The sequence below is a fragment of the Streptococcus oralis genome, from assembly GCF_006175905.1.
GTDB lineage: Bacteria > Bacillota > Bacilli > Lactobacillales > Streptococcaceae > Streptococcus > Streptococcus oralis_BG.
In genome coordinates, this window is the sequence record NZ_SSNB01000002.1 from 122,655 (window position 1) to 138,008 (window position 15,354).

Annotated in this window: 12 protein-coding genes and 1 pseudogene; 1 reads left to right on the forward strand and 12 read right to left on the reverse strand. The window is 36.1% G+C overall.

Annotated features, from left to right (window positions below; genetic code table 11):
* Positions 1 to 104: 104 nt before the first annotated feature.
* The 3 genes from E7Y33_RS05135 to E7Y33_RS05145 all read right to left on the reverse strand — a co-directional run bounded on the left by E7Y33_RS05135 (position 105) and on the right by E7Y33_RS05145 (position 2,553).
* Positions 105 to 416, reverse strand: a complete 312-nt coding sequence (locus E7Y33_RS05135; RefSeq protein ID WP_139689835.1) for a CHY zinc finger protein — start codon at positions 414 to 416, stop codon at positions 105 to 107.
* A gap of 14 nt (positions 417 to 430) precedes the next feature.
* On the reverse strand, positions 431 to 1,717 hold the full coding sequence (locus E7Y33_RS05140; protein ID WP_139689836.1) for a peptidase U32 family protein: 1,287 nt from the start codon (positions 1,715 to 1,717) through the stop codon (positions 431 to 433).
* Between the two features lie 137 nt (positions 1,718 to 1,854).
* A complete protein-coding gene (locus E7Y33_RS05145; protein WP_084972290.1) occupies positions 1,855 to 2,553 on the reverse strand; it encodes a GntR family transcriptional regulator in 699 nt (232 codons plus the stop codon).
* Between the two features lie 140 nt (positions 2,554 to 2,693).
* Between E7Y33_RS05145 and guaA the strand changes: the two genes are divergently transcribed.
* Entirely contained in the window at positions 2,694 to 4,256 is a 1,563-nt protein-coding gene (guaA, locus tag E7Y33_RS05150) for a glutamine-hydrolyzing GMP synthase (RefSeq protein ID WP_139689837.1), read from the forward strand.
* A 210-nt stretch (positions 4,257 to 4,466) separates the two neighbouring features.
* Here the strand turns inward: guaA and E7Y33_RS05155 are convergent, their stop codons facing one another.
* The 9 genes and pseudogenes from E7Y33_RS05155 to tuf all read right to left on the reverse strand — a co-directional run bounded on the left by E7Y33_RS05155 (position 4,467) and on the right by tuf (position 15,225).
* Positions 4,467 to 5,210: a hypothetical protein gene (locus tag E7Y33_RS05155; protein ID WP_139689838.1), complete on the reverse strand. Its 744-nt coding sequence runs from the start codon at positions 5,208 to 5,210 to the stop codon at positions 4,467 to 4,469.
* A gap of 51 nt (positions 5,211 to 5,261) precedes the next feature.
* Positions 5,262 to 5,425: pseudogene (locus E7Y33_RS09660) on the reverse strand (IS30 family transposase); the annotation flags it as partial.
* A 155-nt stretch (positions 5,426 to 5,580) separates the two neighbouring features.
* Positions 5,581 to 7,398 (reverse strand): UvrD-helicase domain-containing protein, encoded by a 1,818-nt coding sequence (locus E7Y33_RS05160; RefSeq protein ID WP_139689839.1) that lies wholly within the window; start codon positions 7,396 to 7,398, stop codon positions 5,581 to 5,583.
* The gene (locus tag E7Y33_RS05165) at positions 7,391 to 9,436 is read right to left on the reverse strand and encodes an ATP-dependent nuclease (protein ID WP_139689840.1); all 2,046 of its coding nucleotides are present in this window, start codon (positions 9,434 to 9,436) and stop codon (positions 7,391 to 7,393) included. The genes E7Y33_RS05160 and E7Y33_RS05165 overlap by 8 nt, the downstream gene beginning before the upstream one ends.
* Before the next feature lie 1,085 nt (positions 9,437 to 10,521).
* On the reverse strand, positions 10,522 to 10,704 hold the full coding sequence (locus E7Y33_RS05175; RefSeq protein ID WP_237665650.1) for a restriction endonuclease subunit R: 183 nt from the start codon (positions 10,702 to 10,704) through the stop codon (positions 10,522 to 10,524).
* 386 nt (positions 10,705 to 11,090) lie between these two features.
* Positions 11,091 to 11,666, reverse strand: a complete 576-nt coding sequence (locus E7Y33_RS05180; protein ID WP_139689841.1) for a hypothetical protein — start codon at positions 11,664 to 11,666, stop codon at positions 11,091 to 11,093.
* A 297-nt stretch (positions 11,667 to 11,963) separates the two neighbouring features.
* Entirely contained in the window at positions 11,964 to 13,535 is a 1,572-nt protein-coding gene (gene ffh, locus E7Y33_RS05185; RefSeq protein ID WP_139689842.1) for a signal recognition particle protein, read from the reverse strand.
* Between the two features lie 11 nt (positions 13,536 to 13,546).
* Entirely contained in the window at positions 13,547 to 13,879 is a 333-nt protein-coding gene (locus E7Y33_RS05190) for a putative DNA-binding protein (RefSeq protein WP_061427218.1), read from the reverse strand.
* Between the two features lie 149 nt (positions 13,880 to 14,028).
* Entirely contained in the window at positions 14,029 to 15,225 is a 1,197-nt protein-coding gene (gene tuf, locus E7Y33_RS05195) for an elongation factor Tu (RefSeq protein ID WP_001040723.1), read from the reverse strand.
* Positions 15,226 to 15,354: the final 129 nt, after the last annotated feature.

Consider the following 15,354-nt stretch of genomic DNA (forward strand, 5'->3'; position numbering starts at 1 on the left):
TCTATAGAAAGTTTTTCCATTTTAGATTGCGTGTTTTTCTTGATTTTACTATATTTTCTGAAACAAACTGAAAAGTCCAAGTTTAGAACTTGGATCGATTCAGTTTATTTGAAATAGTAGGAATAGTGTTGTTTACACCCTGGATTAAATGGAGATTTGCAATAAGGGCAGGCTATTTGTTTTTGGTATTCTTGGAAAGTCATTATCCTCTTACAACCCCCACATAAAATCGGTCGATCCTCCGCAAGCGTCAAGGGGTATGGTGAAAACAAATGCGTTTCTATATCATTGTGGCACTGATAGCAAGCATAGTATTTTTTACATTCATAACACTGGAGGGAAACGATGTCCTTTTCGCCATGATAATGAACGCATCTGCCTTCATCATCAACTAACAATCCTTGCGCTTGAATCATTCACTTTTCCCTATCTAGGCACGAACTGTGACACTTGTCCCGTCTTCCTTATAGAGATTGATAAGACCTTCTTTGAGAGCACGGACCATGTCACCTGCTTGCACAGGCTGTGGAACCTTGATTGTCAATAGCTCCATCGGATTTGGTGCACGGTCAATCTTGTTACCTTTGGCATCGTGAAGGTCTTCGATATAAGTTTCAAAATGACGGAAGCCAGGTCCGTAGAACTCAACTTGGTCCCCTTCATTGATAACATTCCGTTGACGAATGGTTGCTGTCTGGGTTGCTTCATCATAAGAAACCACTTCAGCGACAAACTTATACTCAGGAATCTTACGGCGAGCGCCAAATAACTGCTCATTCTCAGACGGTGTACCATAGTAGAAACCTGTTGCTAATTCACGCTGGGCAACCTTCCACATCTCATCTACCAGGTCTTGTTTAATAGCTTCAAATTTTTCTGGGCTTTCAAGGTAAGCATCCACAGCCGCCTTGTAGCAGTTTGTTACTGTTGAAACATAGTGAATAGACTTCATACGACCTTCGATTTTAAGACTGTCTACACCATTTTCAATCATATCCGGGATATGGTCAATCATAGACATATCAACGGCAGACATTGAAAATTCTTCTGGGATTTCACCTTTAAGGCTCTTACGTTCTTTACCAAAGGGCATATCGTAGAGATCGTATTTCCAACGGCAAGATTGAGAACAGCCCCCGCGGTTAGCATCACGCATACTCATGTGGTTTGAAAGCGTACAGCGACCTGAGTAGGAAATACACATGGCCCCATGGACAAAGGCCTCAATCTCAACATCTGTACGTTTGCGAATCTCTGCCAATTCTTCCATTGAAACTTCACGAGCCAAAACCACACGAGTTAGACCAAGTTCTTTCCAGAACTCTAGCGTTTCATAGTTGGTTGCACTGGCTTGAGTTGAAAGATGGATTTCAAGACCTGGTGCTTCTGTTGCTGCAATCATGATCAAGGCTGGATCTGATACGATTACTGCCGCAATTCCAATATCACGTAACTTACGGAACCATTCACCAGCACCAGCTTCATTTCCTTCATGCATGACCATATTGGCAGCCACATAAACCTTAGCACCGTATTTGGCGGCGAACTGCACCCCTTCTTCCATCTGTTCAAAGGTGAAGTTTCCTGCACGGCTACGAAGACCATAAGCTTGCCCACCTATAAAAACAGCATCAGCTCCATACCGAACAGCCACTTTTAGCTTCTCTAAAGTCCCTGCAGGCGATAAAACCTCAGGACGTTTTAATATTTTTGTCATGTTTTCTCCTATTTGCAATATAAAAGTTTGACGTTTTTCCTTCTCATTTTATAGTAAATAAAGGATAAAATCAAGCCTAGACAGATTGTTTTGACAATTCTAATCTTTTAAGAAAACAAAAAACTAGCCTTTCTAAACTAGTTATTTTCAAGATAAAATTCAAAGCGTTCACCCACGTATTGACTCTTGACATATTCAAAAGCTGTCCCATCATCGAGATAGGAAACCTGAGTCAAGGCTAAAATAGCATGCCCTTTTTCGACTTCTAAGTAATGGGCAATCTTTTCCTTAGCCAATCTTGCATAAATGGTCTGTTGGGATTTGCCAATCCGATAGCCATGTTGTTGCAAGGTTTGGAAGAAGTGACTGGTGATTTCTTCTTTTTTGAAATCCTTAATAAATTTCTCAGGAATGGATGCGACTTCATAGACTAGCGGAACTTGGTCAGCGTAACGCACCCGTTCCATGCGGATAATATTCTCTGTTGGAGTAATCCCCAGTTTAGCGACCTCTTGCTCATTTGGAATGGTTCTTCTGTAAGAAATGAGTTGACTAGAAGGTACTTTCCCCTGAGATTTAACAATCTCTGTAAAACTAGTCGTTCCCCGCATTTTTTCTTGGACACGAGTGCTAGAGACAAAAGTCCCACTTCCTACACGACGCTCCAAAACTCCTTCCTCAACCAAGAGAGAGATAGCCTGGCGTAATGTCATCCGGCTAACTTGAAACTGTTCCGCTAAATCTCGCTCACTTGGAAGTCTCTCTCCGATTTTCCAATGATGCTCATCTATATCCTTCTTGATCTGATCGTGGATTTTCATATAAGCTGGTAACATGATTCTCACTTCTTTTCTTTATTTTCTCCATTGTACCGTATTTGCTAAGAAAAAGTCAAACTTTGCCTTGTTTAGTTGGTAATTCGCCCCTATTTGTGATAGAATATTGAAAAAGATATTTCTTTTGAGAAAGGAAAAAGATGAGCAACATTTCAACTGATTTGCAAGATGTCGAAAAAATCATCGTACTGGACTATGGAAGCCAATACAACCAGCTTATTTCACGCCGTATCCGTGAAATTGGTGTTTTTTCAGAGCTAAAAAGCCATAAAATTTCAGCTGCAGAGGTTCGTGCCATTAACCCTGTAGGAATCATTCTCTCAGGTGGACCAAATTCTGTTTATGAAGAGGGTTCATTTGATATTGATCCAGAAATTTTTGAACTTGGTATTCCAATTTTGGGAATCTGCTACGGTATGCAACTTCTTACTCACAAACTTGGAGGAAAAGTTGTACCTGCAGGTGATGCTGGTAACCGCGAGTATGGCCAATCACCACTTACTCATACCACTTCTGCCCTCTTTGAAGGGACACCTGAAGAACAGATTGTTTTGATGAGTCATGGCGATGCTGTTACAGAGATTCCAGCTGATTTCGTTCGTACTGGTACTTCTGCTGACTGTCCTTATGCAGCTATTGAAAACCCAGAAAAGCACATCTATGGTATCCAATTCCACCCAGAAGTGCGCCATTCTGTATACGGGAATGATATCCTTCGCAACTTTGCCCTCAACATCTGTAAGGCTAAAGGCGATTGGTCAATGGACAACTTTATCGATATGCAGATCAAGAAAATCCGTGAAACTGTAGGTGACAAGCGTGTTCTTCTCGGCCTATCAGGTGGTGTTGACTCTTCTGTTGTTGGAGTTCTTCTTCAAAAAGCGATTGGTGATCAATTAATCTGTATCTTTGTAGACCACGGTCTTCTCCGTAAAGGGGAAGCAGACCAAGTTATGGACATGCTTGGTGGTAAGTTTGGTTTGAATATCGTCAAAGCAGACGCTGCAAAACGCTTCCTTGATAAACTTGCAGGTGTTTCTGATCCTGAACAAAAACGGAAGATTATCGGTAATGAGTTTGTTTATGTCTTCGATGACGAAGCAAGCAAGCTAAAAGATGTAAAATTCCTTGCTCAAGGAACGCTTTACACTGACGTGATTGAGTCTGGTACAGATACTGCTCAAACCATCAAATCACACCACAATGTTGGTGGTCTTCCAGAAGACATGCAGTTTGAATTGATTGAACCACTCAATACTCTCTATAAAGACGAAGTCCGTGCCCTTGGTACAGAACTTGGTATGCCGGATCACATCGTATGGCGCCAACCATTCCCAGGACCAGGACTTGCTATCCGTGTCATGGGTGAAATCACTGAAGAAAAACTAGAAACTGTTCGTGAGTCAGATGCTATCCTTCGTGAAGAAATCGCTAAAGCTGGTCTGGACCGCGATATCTGGCAATACTTTACTGTCAACACAGGCGTTCGTTCAGTCGGTGTTATGGGTGACGGTCGTACTTACGACTACACGATTGCTATTCGTGCCATCACTTCTATTGATGGTATGACAGCTGACTTTGCCAAGATCCCTTGGGAAGTCCTTCAAAAGATCTCTGTACGTATCGTAAATGAAGTAGATCACGTTAACCGTATCGTCTACGACATTACAAGTAAACCACCTGCAACCGTTGAGTGGGAATGATTTATAAACATGATTTGAAGTGAAATGGTTGATTTAACAGCATTTTCAGTTGTTATAAAAGTTTAAAAATAAATCAAAATTGATTGGTTCCCCACCAAAACCCCCACCAGAAATAAAATCTGGTGGGGCTTTTTTTGTTTTAAGGATGTAGAAGCAAAATTTATTTAGGAGTGACGATAGTATATATACCTAAAATAGAGATACACTATTTTAGTGAATCTTGGATCTTTCTCGAGTAAATATAGTTGCTAAGGTATTAGCATACAGTTCAGGCGTGAAATCTTGATTCTGAACCTTCTCCAGTAATTGTACAAAATATTCCTTCTCAGTACCCTTTGTTTTAGAAATCACATCTAACAAAAATCTATTTAATTCACTAGCTGCGTTTTCTGAGTTATAGGATTCATAGTATTTTTGATAAAATTTATCGTATTTCTCGTTTTTTTTGAGTAAGTTCGCTTCCTCTTGTTTATCTAACAGTTGTTGATAAGAGACATTAAGATCAAGCCAATCTTTTTCAAACTGTTCGAGTAATTTGTCTGAGACTTTTTTCCTATTATAATATAGTTTTATCAAAGGAATAATATCTATCCATACCTGATCAATGAAAACTTTAACAATCTTTTCTTTAAAGATAAGTAAAGGCTCATCATTACATGCATGCACACGATATCCATCTTTCTGTAATTCATTTATCAGGTCCTCAATATGAGTTTCTGATGTATTAACTATATATTCTTTCAGCCATTGTGGCATATTAGGATCTTGGATATGCCAAGACGCACTCAACTGTTCACCATCTATTCTTCTGGTTTCACCTTTTTCTAGACGACCTGGTACTCGTGTGCTTGAAATGGTATATTTTTCAATGATATCTCCCTTTTGATAATATTCATTGTGAAAGCGTTCGTAATTATTGGGTTTATGAGTTTTTGTCCTATAAATTAGTTTCATTACTATTCCTTTATCATTCATCATTTATCAAATTAAGTTAGACAATTTTACCTAGCTCAGAAAAACTTGATAGGGAGTTTTGTAGTTCAAGAATTTACTTGAGATTCGAATTCTCTTATCAGCTAGAGATGTAAGAATGTTTGAGAAAGTCCACTGAAATCCATCTTCTTTGGAAGTCCATTGCGTCTCAAGAAATCGTTAGAATGTTCATGAACCTGTTGGACATCCAAAGGATATAATTACAGTATAAATATATCATAAATAACAACAAGATCTTGACTTCCCAAAATATTTATATTTTCACGAAACTGTAATTCGATAACTTAAAAAGACCCTCGTATTATACAAGATGCTCTGTTAAATTTTGATATTAAATCACATCTTGATCTGTATATTGTTTCCATCCGGCATCTAATAAATCTTGTATTAAAGTTGGTTCATTCTCAATTTGATTGTTTGGAATTCCGATACAGACTAAGTGAGTTGGTCTACTTAGTGCAACATATGCGAGTTTAAGAGCTTTTTCCGTTTCCTTCTCCTCATCATTTTTATCTTCCGGTAGTTCTACATAATTCTTACTCAAATATTTTTCGAGCAATTGAAGTATAGAGTAGCTAGGTGAGGTATCCGCATACCCATTAGTAAATTTTGAATTCAACATCAGTAAAGTTGCTTTGTGAGTTTCCCCTTTTACCGAATGGATAGTCCCCAATCTTATGTCTTTACCTGCATTATCTACCGACACATTAGTTTGAATTTGTATGTTTTTAGAAAAATTATTTTGCAACTTATTCTTAATCTCATTACATAAGGTATTTTTATTTTGAAATAATCCCTCATCATCTATGAGTTCATCAAGAAGTGCACTCAATCCATCGATTATTTTCTCATCATCTTCATTTCTCAGATTTTTAATAATTTTAAATATCTTTATTCTAAAACCATCTTCTTTCAATCTATCTTCAAAGTTATCTTCAAAATTTCTTGATAATTCTTTTAAGCATATATCCAAAAATAAGTCTAAATCACCCCTGTAATTTAGATCCTTTACAACAACACGTTGGTATCTTTCACCAAAAATATTTTCCAAATCCTTGTGCTGTGCTGAGACAATAACTTTAGACTTTGGTGAGTTCTTAAAAGTTTCATTTCCTTTTTCTAATCTATCAATCAGTGAACAATATTTATTAATTAAATCATCGCCATTATCATATACAATAAAATATGGAGGGAAGGAATTATTCTTAGAATCTGATTCCAAATCATCATACTTCTTCACACAAACATTTTTCACTATATTTACAATAGACTCGCCAAATCGCGATGTTTTTGAAATACGCTTTTCCTTAGAGTCATCGATTTCCCAAGCTAATTCCGTATCACCACCCCAAATATTATATATCGCTTGATATGGATCCCCAAATTTTTGAATGGTCACAGAAGTTTTATCGAATAACGATTGGACTAATTCAAATTGAAATTGACTAGTATCTTGCACTTCATCCAATAATAAATAAGTGAATCTTTTTGAGATTATATTTCTAAATATCTCATTATGCTGTTCAATATACCATTTAGACAGTTCTAGGCAACAATGATTTGTGACTATCCCTTGCTTAAAAAGCCAAATAATGCTATCATTAAAAGCTTTGTTATACATTTTTCGCTCAATCATTGAAGCTACCTGGTCTAAATTATCAAAATTCCATCTTATCTCCCAATTCCCAGGATTAGGATACGTCCAGTCATCTTGGTAAGAATCTGGTTTTCTGAATTCAAATTGCTTATCAAATCTCTCACGAAATATATCATCATCAAGTACTCGCATTTTTTTATCACCAAGAATTAAATGAAACGCTTTCTTAGCAAAAAATGTATTGAAAAAATCTTGAATAGTTCCAATAAAGTGAGGATTTTTTATGTCTTCAATCCCGAGTTTTCTTAAACTTGATTTTATTTCATCCACAGCAACATTAGTGTGAGTAAGTACACAAATTCCTTGTCCTGAATCCTTCAATTGTTCAAGTAATATTTTAACACGTGCAGTTAATACTGTTGTTTTTCCAGTTCCAGGTCCAGCGACAACGTCCATTGTATCGTTGTGTAAAATGACATCCTTTTGTTCCTCGGAAAAATGACATCCAGATGGTAGTAAACTTTTCTCAATTAATGCTATTAATTCATTCATCAGTCCCTCCCTCTTCTTCATTGATTTGAGAAGCATGTTTAATCGCATTCACTAGATATTGAGTGTAGTCATTGGAAAGCACTTTTGTTTTAAGTTGCTCTTTATCCTCACTGGCTAATTTCCCAATTTCAATCGCTAATTTTTGAGCAACAATTGCTTTAGAGACCTTCTTATCATTTAAAGGTTTAAAGATATCATAAGCTAGTTCGGAACTGATTATATCATCACTAGTGGTAAGCTGATTATTTATCTCATCAAACTTATTCTGATTAACAGTGCTGTAAGGGTTCTTGTATCTTGTTTCATGAATTGATTTCCAGAGTAATTTCACAAGAGGACCTTTTGCTAAACTATACTCCAGCGTCCATTCAGGTGTAATAAATACTTTATGATGAGAATTATAGCTTTCATATTTATTGATAATACTTCCCCTCTTCATTTCTACCAAACTTTTAATAATATCTTCATCAAGCTCCTTACATACTTTTGATTCTAATTTATTTTTATCTATATTTTTCAGAAAATCAAATTCTTTAATTAAATTATTGTATGTAGAAAATAACTTTCCAAATGGCGGTTCGTCTATCTCTAAATCAGAGGTCGTGTTAAAGTCTGACAAAATATGTTTCAATTCTTCCTCGTCACTTATAACATATATTTGATTGTCTTCACCTTTATCATTATAATATTCAATCGGTCTAACATCTACATCAGTAACAATAGAAATAGGTAAATCAATCCTATCTCTATTCTTTCTTGAGAATAGTTTGATATACCTTTCAAATGCAGTGTTACCAATATTTACTATTGAAATACCGTACTCATGTAAAGGGTATCCAATTAATTCAGCTAACGCAGGTAAAAGCAAATTTTCTGCATCGCCCTCCACAAGGATCAATCCTTTAGCAAAAAACAGATTGCTCTTTGTCGCGTCTAAAAATCTTTCCAAAAATTCATAATCTTCGCTCTGTAACATAGTTTCTGTCTCTGCCATCGAAAAAGCTTTATTGTTATGCAGTAAGATTAGATTCTTAGGATTAATAGAAGAAGCTAGATTGTTGCTATGAGTAGTTAAAATAAATTGAGTCTGGGTATTTTTCTCCATATGTTTAATCAACCGAATTTGTGCTTGAGTATGTAGGTGTGCCTCAATTTCTTCGATTAAAGCAATTCTAGGACCAATATAATCATCACCATCGTGCATCAAAAGCAATTCAACCGCAATATATAATAGATTGGAATTCCCTAATCCTAAATTGACACTCTCAGTATCCAAACTTAGACGAGATAGTATGGAAGCAATATTAGACTCCGACATATTAAATGCTACCTTACTTTTTTCAACATCATTTCTATCATAAAATTTTTCCAACTGATCAATGATTGACTCAACAACATTATGATTTTCATCGGAGAAAAATTCTTTCACTTCGTCATTTGCATTACCAACAATAGCCAAAAGTTCCCGCTTCCCACTTTCATTAATTTTAGGATGAGCAGAAAGAATATTAGTTAGTCGAGAATACTTACCTGGACGTAATTCCTTTTGAGCATCTCTTAATGGTTTTAAATAGATAGCTTTTAGAAGTTGTCTTGCATCACTATCTATAATAGTCTCTGAATGATTATCTCCTCCATAAATTTTCCGTTCAAAATAATTGTTACCGTTAGAACCCTTCTTTTTATTAACTTTTAGAGTCACTTTTAATTGAGGTGTATTACCTTCATCGAATGAAAGCCACTCTAAAAATGCAGCAGATTCTTTATCTGAGAGATCAGTAAAATAAGCTATTATTTTAAAATCTTCATTAAAATCTTTACCATCTTGCGTATAGAAATCTGTATCTAAAATTTTATCGTACTCATCACTCAAAGTACCTAGCAATAATTTCAAACCATCAATAATTGCCGTCTTCCCAGCATCGTTCTCACCAACTATTAAATTCATCCCCTTATGAAATGTTACAGATAACCCTGGTAAATCATCTTTTGATTTATACTTACGAAAGTCCCAATATTCTACTTTTTCTAAAAACATAACCTAAGTCCTTCCAATTTACACTAAAGATGTTTAATAGATAAACATCTTTAGTAATTTTCAAATATACTCCAATAATAATCTAACAATTAAACATTGTCAATTGTATTTAGTGAAATTCTTGCTGTTATAACAGACATTTATCTGCAGCAATTATGTAATGCTATTTTGTTATAATACCTTCAATTAAGGAGGATAGAATATGAAAAATTTATTGCCGTGTTATTTTTACTGTTTTCAATTGTATTACTTGCATTATGTTTTAGTGAAAACAATCAAGCATTAGATGGTGAATATTACGGGATTAATAAATATAGAAATGAACGAGCATTTACTATTTCAGGAAATATAAGAACAATTAATAGTGGTGAAGCTGATAATTTTGTTATTAATCCTCAAAAATGGAACAATAGAACTAATGGGATCACAAATGCTAAATAGAACATTTAAAGAGGGTGTGTTCACTGCCGATATTAGTGGAGTAAAATATGAATACTACAAAAAATAGCGATGCGTAAAAAAAGCCCTGAAAGAATTTGGATACAAATAGCATCTTTCTGAATATATTTAGTCCGAATAGTTAGCTATTTTGGCAAATTAGAAACTTAATTCATTTGAAACCTTCTTCTCACAACCATTTGCATACTATTAATTAACTTTTAGAATTTTTAAGCTCAACTATTCGTTATTTTATTATTATAGTCACATAAAAAATTTAAGAGAAACTAATATCAAAAAACTATTTGTCATAGTAAACGACACTCTGACATTTTCCAACAATATTTTCAAAGAGACATTAGTAGAACTAAATTGTATTTCTTGCAATCTAATGTTGATGTTTTGAAAAGTGTTACCAGTAATGAAAAACCTTATCATAGTATAGATAGAGATGAGACGCTCTAAATGTTCTTTTGAATTCTACATGTTTCCTTCAAAACGTGGAAGAATTTATATTTTTCCACCTTTATAACTTAAGTCTATTATTTTGATTCTAAAAAGAAATCAAAAATCACCTTGATATTGACACTATTACTTAAATTTTAATTTCACTTCTTGCATCTAACTTGGAAAAATTTTATTAAATTCTATGTTGAGTTTAAATTTGCTCCGGCAGATTGATTTGTTGCTTTAGTTGCATCAAGTGTTTTTACGAGATCTTCACGAAAGGGAATTTTATCCAATTTTTTTAAGTCATAGGCTTTTAGTGATTTGGCAAGTCGTTGACTATCTAGTCTCCACTCAGACACATATTCTTTGACAATATTCATTTATCTGTTTTCCTACCATGCATTGAAGGCTATGTCAACCCAAAAGCTTCATCATCCCAAGAAAACTCGTAATATTGTTTTTCTTTACTTAACTGCGTTGCTGCGTCGGTGAATGCTTGTCCAAAACGATCCATCAACTTTAATAGAAGCCCAATTTGTAAGCTCTTCTAACTCATCTTTTAAATAGTCGATTTTATCAGCCAGTTTAATTACTCCATCAGAATATTTCTTAACCAGAACTCTACTAATATTTCCACCACTTCGTATTCTGATAAATCATTTATAATTGAAAAAATATGATTTGAATGAAAATACTTGTTTAAAAATTATTTTCAGAAATTAGAATAGAAACTTTTTTAGCATCTCAAATTATAAAATTAAAATAACTAAATTACTTCTGAACTGTATATGTTCTTTTGTACTTTAAGATACTCTTTTAGATTAATAATTTTGTCGTTATGATTAGTTTTTCTTTTAGTTTCATTATGATATACAAAGTTGTTTGCTGCAGCAAACTGCTCTGTATAAGTCTTAACCAATTCAAATAATTCATCAAGAGAGGTATCTAATTCTAATTTCTTTAGCAGAGATTCATTTTTATTTAAGAAATTTAAAAACTTATCAATATCTTTTTCAGTCAATTCTCCTTTTTGAGCGGTAATTAAATACTGAGTTAACCTCTTTATTAAAGATTTTGATACACTATTCATCTGAATACTGCGATAACTGTAATAACCAACTCCTCCCACAGCTAAAACTCCTGCACCTATTAGTCCAACTTTTATAGCCTTATTGCCGATTAATTTATTTGCAGTATCTTTAGAAAAATCTACAGCTTTGAGATGCTTAATAATCTGTCCCTTATTATTTCTGATAACAGAACCAAATTGTTTGTATATACCTGATTCTAAGCCCCTTTGAATATCGTTGGGTATAACTAAATTAATACTATTAATAACCATAATAAAAACTCCCTTATATAAACTTCTCTTAAATTATACCATCAACAGTGACTATTTGACACTAAAACAATATTTTAATTTAGTAAATGTAAAATTACTTATATATTGTGTAACTAAGATAATATACTTCAATAAAATGAAAATAAGTATTTATATTTTCCGCCTCTGTTTTATTCTACCTAAACAACAATATATACTCTATAATGTCTAACGGGTGGTTTATTTGTCTCGCACCTTACGGAGCGAGACGGACTAATAGTCACATAATAATAAGGAAAGCACTTCTGCTTTCCTTTTTTATTTACGTTTTTTCTTCGCTTTTTTCATTTTGTTGGCCATGCGTTTCATAGACTGTTTCATGGCAAATTCACCAATTTTACCTTTGAGTCCACCACCAAACATCTGGCTCATATCTGGCATTCCAGCTCCTCCAAGAGCTGACATATCTGGCATGCCGCCTTGTCCCATCATGCCTTCAAGGGCAGACATATCCATCCCGCCCATATTTGACATATTTTTAGGAAGGTTATTGGGATTGATTCCCATTTGCTTCATCATCTTGTTCATATCCCCAGACATGACACCTTGCATGAGCTGTTTGGCCTGATTAAAGTCTTTGATAAATTTATTGACTTCAACAAAGGTATTTCCAGAACCAGCAGCGATACGACGGCGACGGCTTGGATTTAACAGATCAGGATTTTCACGCTCTTCAGGCGTCATAGAAGAAACAATGGCACGTTTGCGCGCAATCTGTCGCTCATCCACCTTCATGTTTTGAAGTGCTGGATTGTTGGCCATACCTGGAATCATCTTGAGCAAGTCTTCCATTGGCCCCATATTTTGCACCTGATCCAATTGATCGATGAAATCATTGAAATCAAAGGTGTTTTCGCGCATCTTCTCAGCCATTTCAAGGGCTTTTTGCTCATCGTATTCCTGAGAAGCTTTCTCAATCAAGGTCAGCATATCCCCCATGCCAAGGATACGACTAGACATACGATCTGGGTGGAAGGTTTCAATATCTGTAATCTTTTCACCCGTACCAGTGAACTTGATAGGTTTTCCAGTGATATGACGAACAGACAAAGCCGCACCACCACGAGTATCCCCATCAATCTTGGTAAGGATGACACCAGTTACTTCCAACTGAGCATTAAACTCACGGGCAACATTAGCCGCTTCCTGACCGATCATGGCATCAATGACAAGGAGGATTTCGTTTGGTTGGGCCAGTGCTTTAACATCACGAAGCTCATTCATCAAAAGCTCATCAATCTGCAAACGCCCTGCCGTATCGATCAAGACATAGTCGTTGTGATTGGCTTGAGCTTGCTCCAAACCTTGACGGACAATCTCAACAGCTGGTACTTCTGTTCCAAGCGCAAAGACAGGAACATCAATTTGTTGTCCAAGTGTTTTCAACTGATCGATGGCTGCTGGACGATAGATATCCGCTGCAATCATCAAAGGACGAGCATTTTCTTCCTTCTTGAGTTTATTAGCCAGCTTACCAGCAAAGGTCGTTTTACCAGCCCCCTGCAAACCGACCATCATGATAATGGTTGGAATTTTTGGTGACTTGATAATTTCTGCCGTATCGGAACCTAAAACAGCTGTCAATTCCTCATCAACGATTTTGATAATCTGTTGGGCTGGATTGAGGGTATCAATGACCTCGTGTCCGACTGCACGTTCACGAACTTTCTTGATAAAGTCCTTTACAACAGGCAAGGCAACGTCGGCTTCAAGCAAGGCCAAACGAATCTCTTTGGTTGCTTCCTGGACATCAGTCTCAGAAATTTTTCCTTTTTTACGTAGATTTTTAAAGACGTTCTGTAAACGTTCTGTTAAACTTTCAAATGCCATTTTTCTTCCTCTTATTCTCTATTATCAATACTTGTTAAAATTTCTATCTGCTCCAACAGAAAGTCATCCTTGGGATAACGCTCTAAGATCTGGTCAAAAATCTGACTGCGGACAATATAGTCCGAATACATGTGCAGTTTCATCTCATAATCTTCTAGAATTTTTTCCGTCCGCTTGATATTGTCATAGACAGCCTGACGACTGACACCGAACTCTTCAGCAATCTCAGCAAGACTATAATCATCAGCATAATAGAGTTCAATATAGTTCATCTGCTTGTCTGTCAAAAGCGCCGCATAAAATTCAAAAAGGGCGTTCATACGATTGGTTTTTTCGATTTCCATAACTTTTATTATACCAAAAAAACGATTATACTGCTAGAGTAGAAGCACTTCAAATAGAGTAAGAAGAAAGAAAGAAAAAAAGAACCTTGCAAGGCAAGATTCTTTTAGTGTCTGACTTAAATAATTGTTCTTCTGGGAACTTAATCGAATTAAGCTTCGATTTCTGTAACCATACCTGAACCAACAGTACGTCCACCCTCACGGATAGAGAATGTAGTACCTTGTTCTACGGCGATTGGGTGGATCAACTCAACGTCGATAGTCACGTTATCACCAGGCATTACCATTTCAGTACCTGCAGGAAGTTCGATTGAACCTGTAACGTCAGTAGTACGGAAGTAGAATTGTGGACGGTAGTTGTTGAAGAATGGAGTGTGACGTCCACCTTCTTCTTTAGTAAGGATGTAGACTTCACCTTTAAATTTAGTGTGTGGGTTGATTGAACCTGGTTTAGCGATAACTTGTCCACGTTCGATTTCGTCACGTTGAACACCACGAAGAAGGACACCTACGTTATCTCCGGCAAGACCTTCGTCAAGTTGTTTACGGAACATTTCAACACCAGTAACAACTGCTTTTGAAGTTTCTTCTTTGATACCAACGATTTCGATTTCATCGTTGACACGAACAGTACCACGGTCGATACGTCCTGAAGCAACTGTACCACGTCCAGTGATTGAGAATACATCTTCGACTGGAAGAAGCAATGGTTTGTCAGTGTCACGTTCTGGTTCTGGAATGTACTCATCAACAGTGTTCATCAATTCCATGATGATGTCTTCGTATTTAGAGTCACCTTCAAGAGCTTTAAGAGCTGAACCTTGGATAACTGGAAGATCGTCACCTGGGAAGTCGTATTCTGAAAGAAGGTCACGGATTTCCATTTCAACCAATTCAAGCAATTCTTCGTCGTCAACCAAGTCGATTTTGTTCATGAAGACGATAAGGTGTTTAACACCAACCTGACGTGAAAGAAGGATGTGCTCACGAGTTTGTGGCATTGGTCCATCAGTTGAAGCTACTACAAGGATAGCTCCGTCCATTTGGGCAGCACCAGTGATCATGTTTTTAACGTAGTCCGCGTGTCCTGGAGCGTCGATGTGAGCGTAGTGACGTTTTTCAGTTTCGTACTCAACGTGTGCAGTGTTGATAGTGATACCACGTTCGCGTTCTTCTGGAGCAGCATCGATAGACGCATAGTCTTTAGGTTGGTTAACTGATGAAGGCAAGCGACGTGCCAAAACAGTTGTGATAGCTGCAGTTAGGGTAGTTTTACCGTGGTCAACGTGTCCAATAGTACCAATGTTAACGTGTGGTTTACTACGATCGTATTTTTCTTTTGCCATTTGAGTAAAAGCCTCCAATAAAATATATTTTATAGATAGACAGTAGGCAATACAGTCTAACTTTCCTTACTATTTTATCAAATTTCTGCTAAATTGCAAGTGTTTTACACATATTTTGTCAATTAATCT

Bases quoted from the DNA above. Each gene is read 5' to 3' on its own strand.
- E7Y33_RS05135 (WP_139689835.1), bottom strand. From the start codon at position 416: ATGATTCAAGCGCAAGGATTGTTAGTTGATGATGAAGGCAGATGCGTT.
- E7Y33_RS05140 (WP_139689836.1), bottom strand. From the start codon at position 1,717: ATGACAAAAATATTAAAACGTCCTGAGGTTTTATCGCCTGCAGGGACT.
- E7Y33_RS05145 (WP_084972290.1), bottom strand. From the start codon at position 2,553: ATGTTACCAGCTTATATGAAAATCCACGATCAGATCAAGAAGGATATA.
- guaA (WP_139689837.1), top strand. From the start codon at position 2,694: ATGAGCAACATTTCAACTGATTTGCAAGATGTCGAAAAAATCATCGTA.
- E7Y33_RS05155 (WP_139689838.1), bottom strand. From the start codon at position 5,210: ATGAAACTAATTTATAGGACAAAAACTCATAAACCCAATAATTACGAA.
- E7Y33_RS05160 (WP_139689839.1), bottom strand. From the start codon at position 7,398: ATGAATGAATTAATAGCATTAATTGAGAAAAGTTTACTACCATCTGGA.
- E7Y33_RS05165 (WP_139689840.1), bottom strand. From the start codon at position 9,436: ATGTTTTTAGAAAAAGTAGAATATTGGGACTTTCGTAAGTATAAATCA.
- E7Y33_RS05175 (WP_237665650.1), bottom strand. From the start codon at position 10,704: ATGAATATTGTCAAAGAATATGTGTCTGAGTGGAGACTAGATAGTCAA.
- E7Y33_RS05180 (WP_139689841.1), bottom strand. From the start codon at position 11,666: ATGGTTATTAATAGTATTAATTTAGTTATACCCAACGATATTCAAAGG.
- ffh (WP_139689842.1), bottom strand. From the start codon at position 13,535: ATGGCATTTGAAAGTTTAACAGAACGTTTACAGAACGTCTTTAAAAAT.
- E7Y33_RS05190 (WP_061427218.1), bottom strand. From the start codon at position 13,879: ATGGAAATCGAAAAAACCAATCGTATGAACGCCCTTTTTGAATTTTAT.
- tuf (WP_001040723.1), bottom strand. From the start codon at position 15,225: ATGGCAAAAGAAAAATACGATCGTAGTAAACCACACGTTAACATTGGT.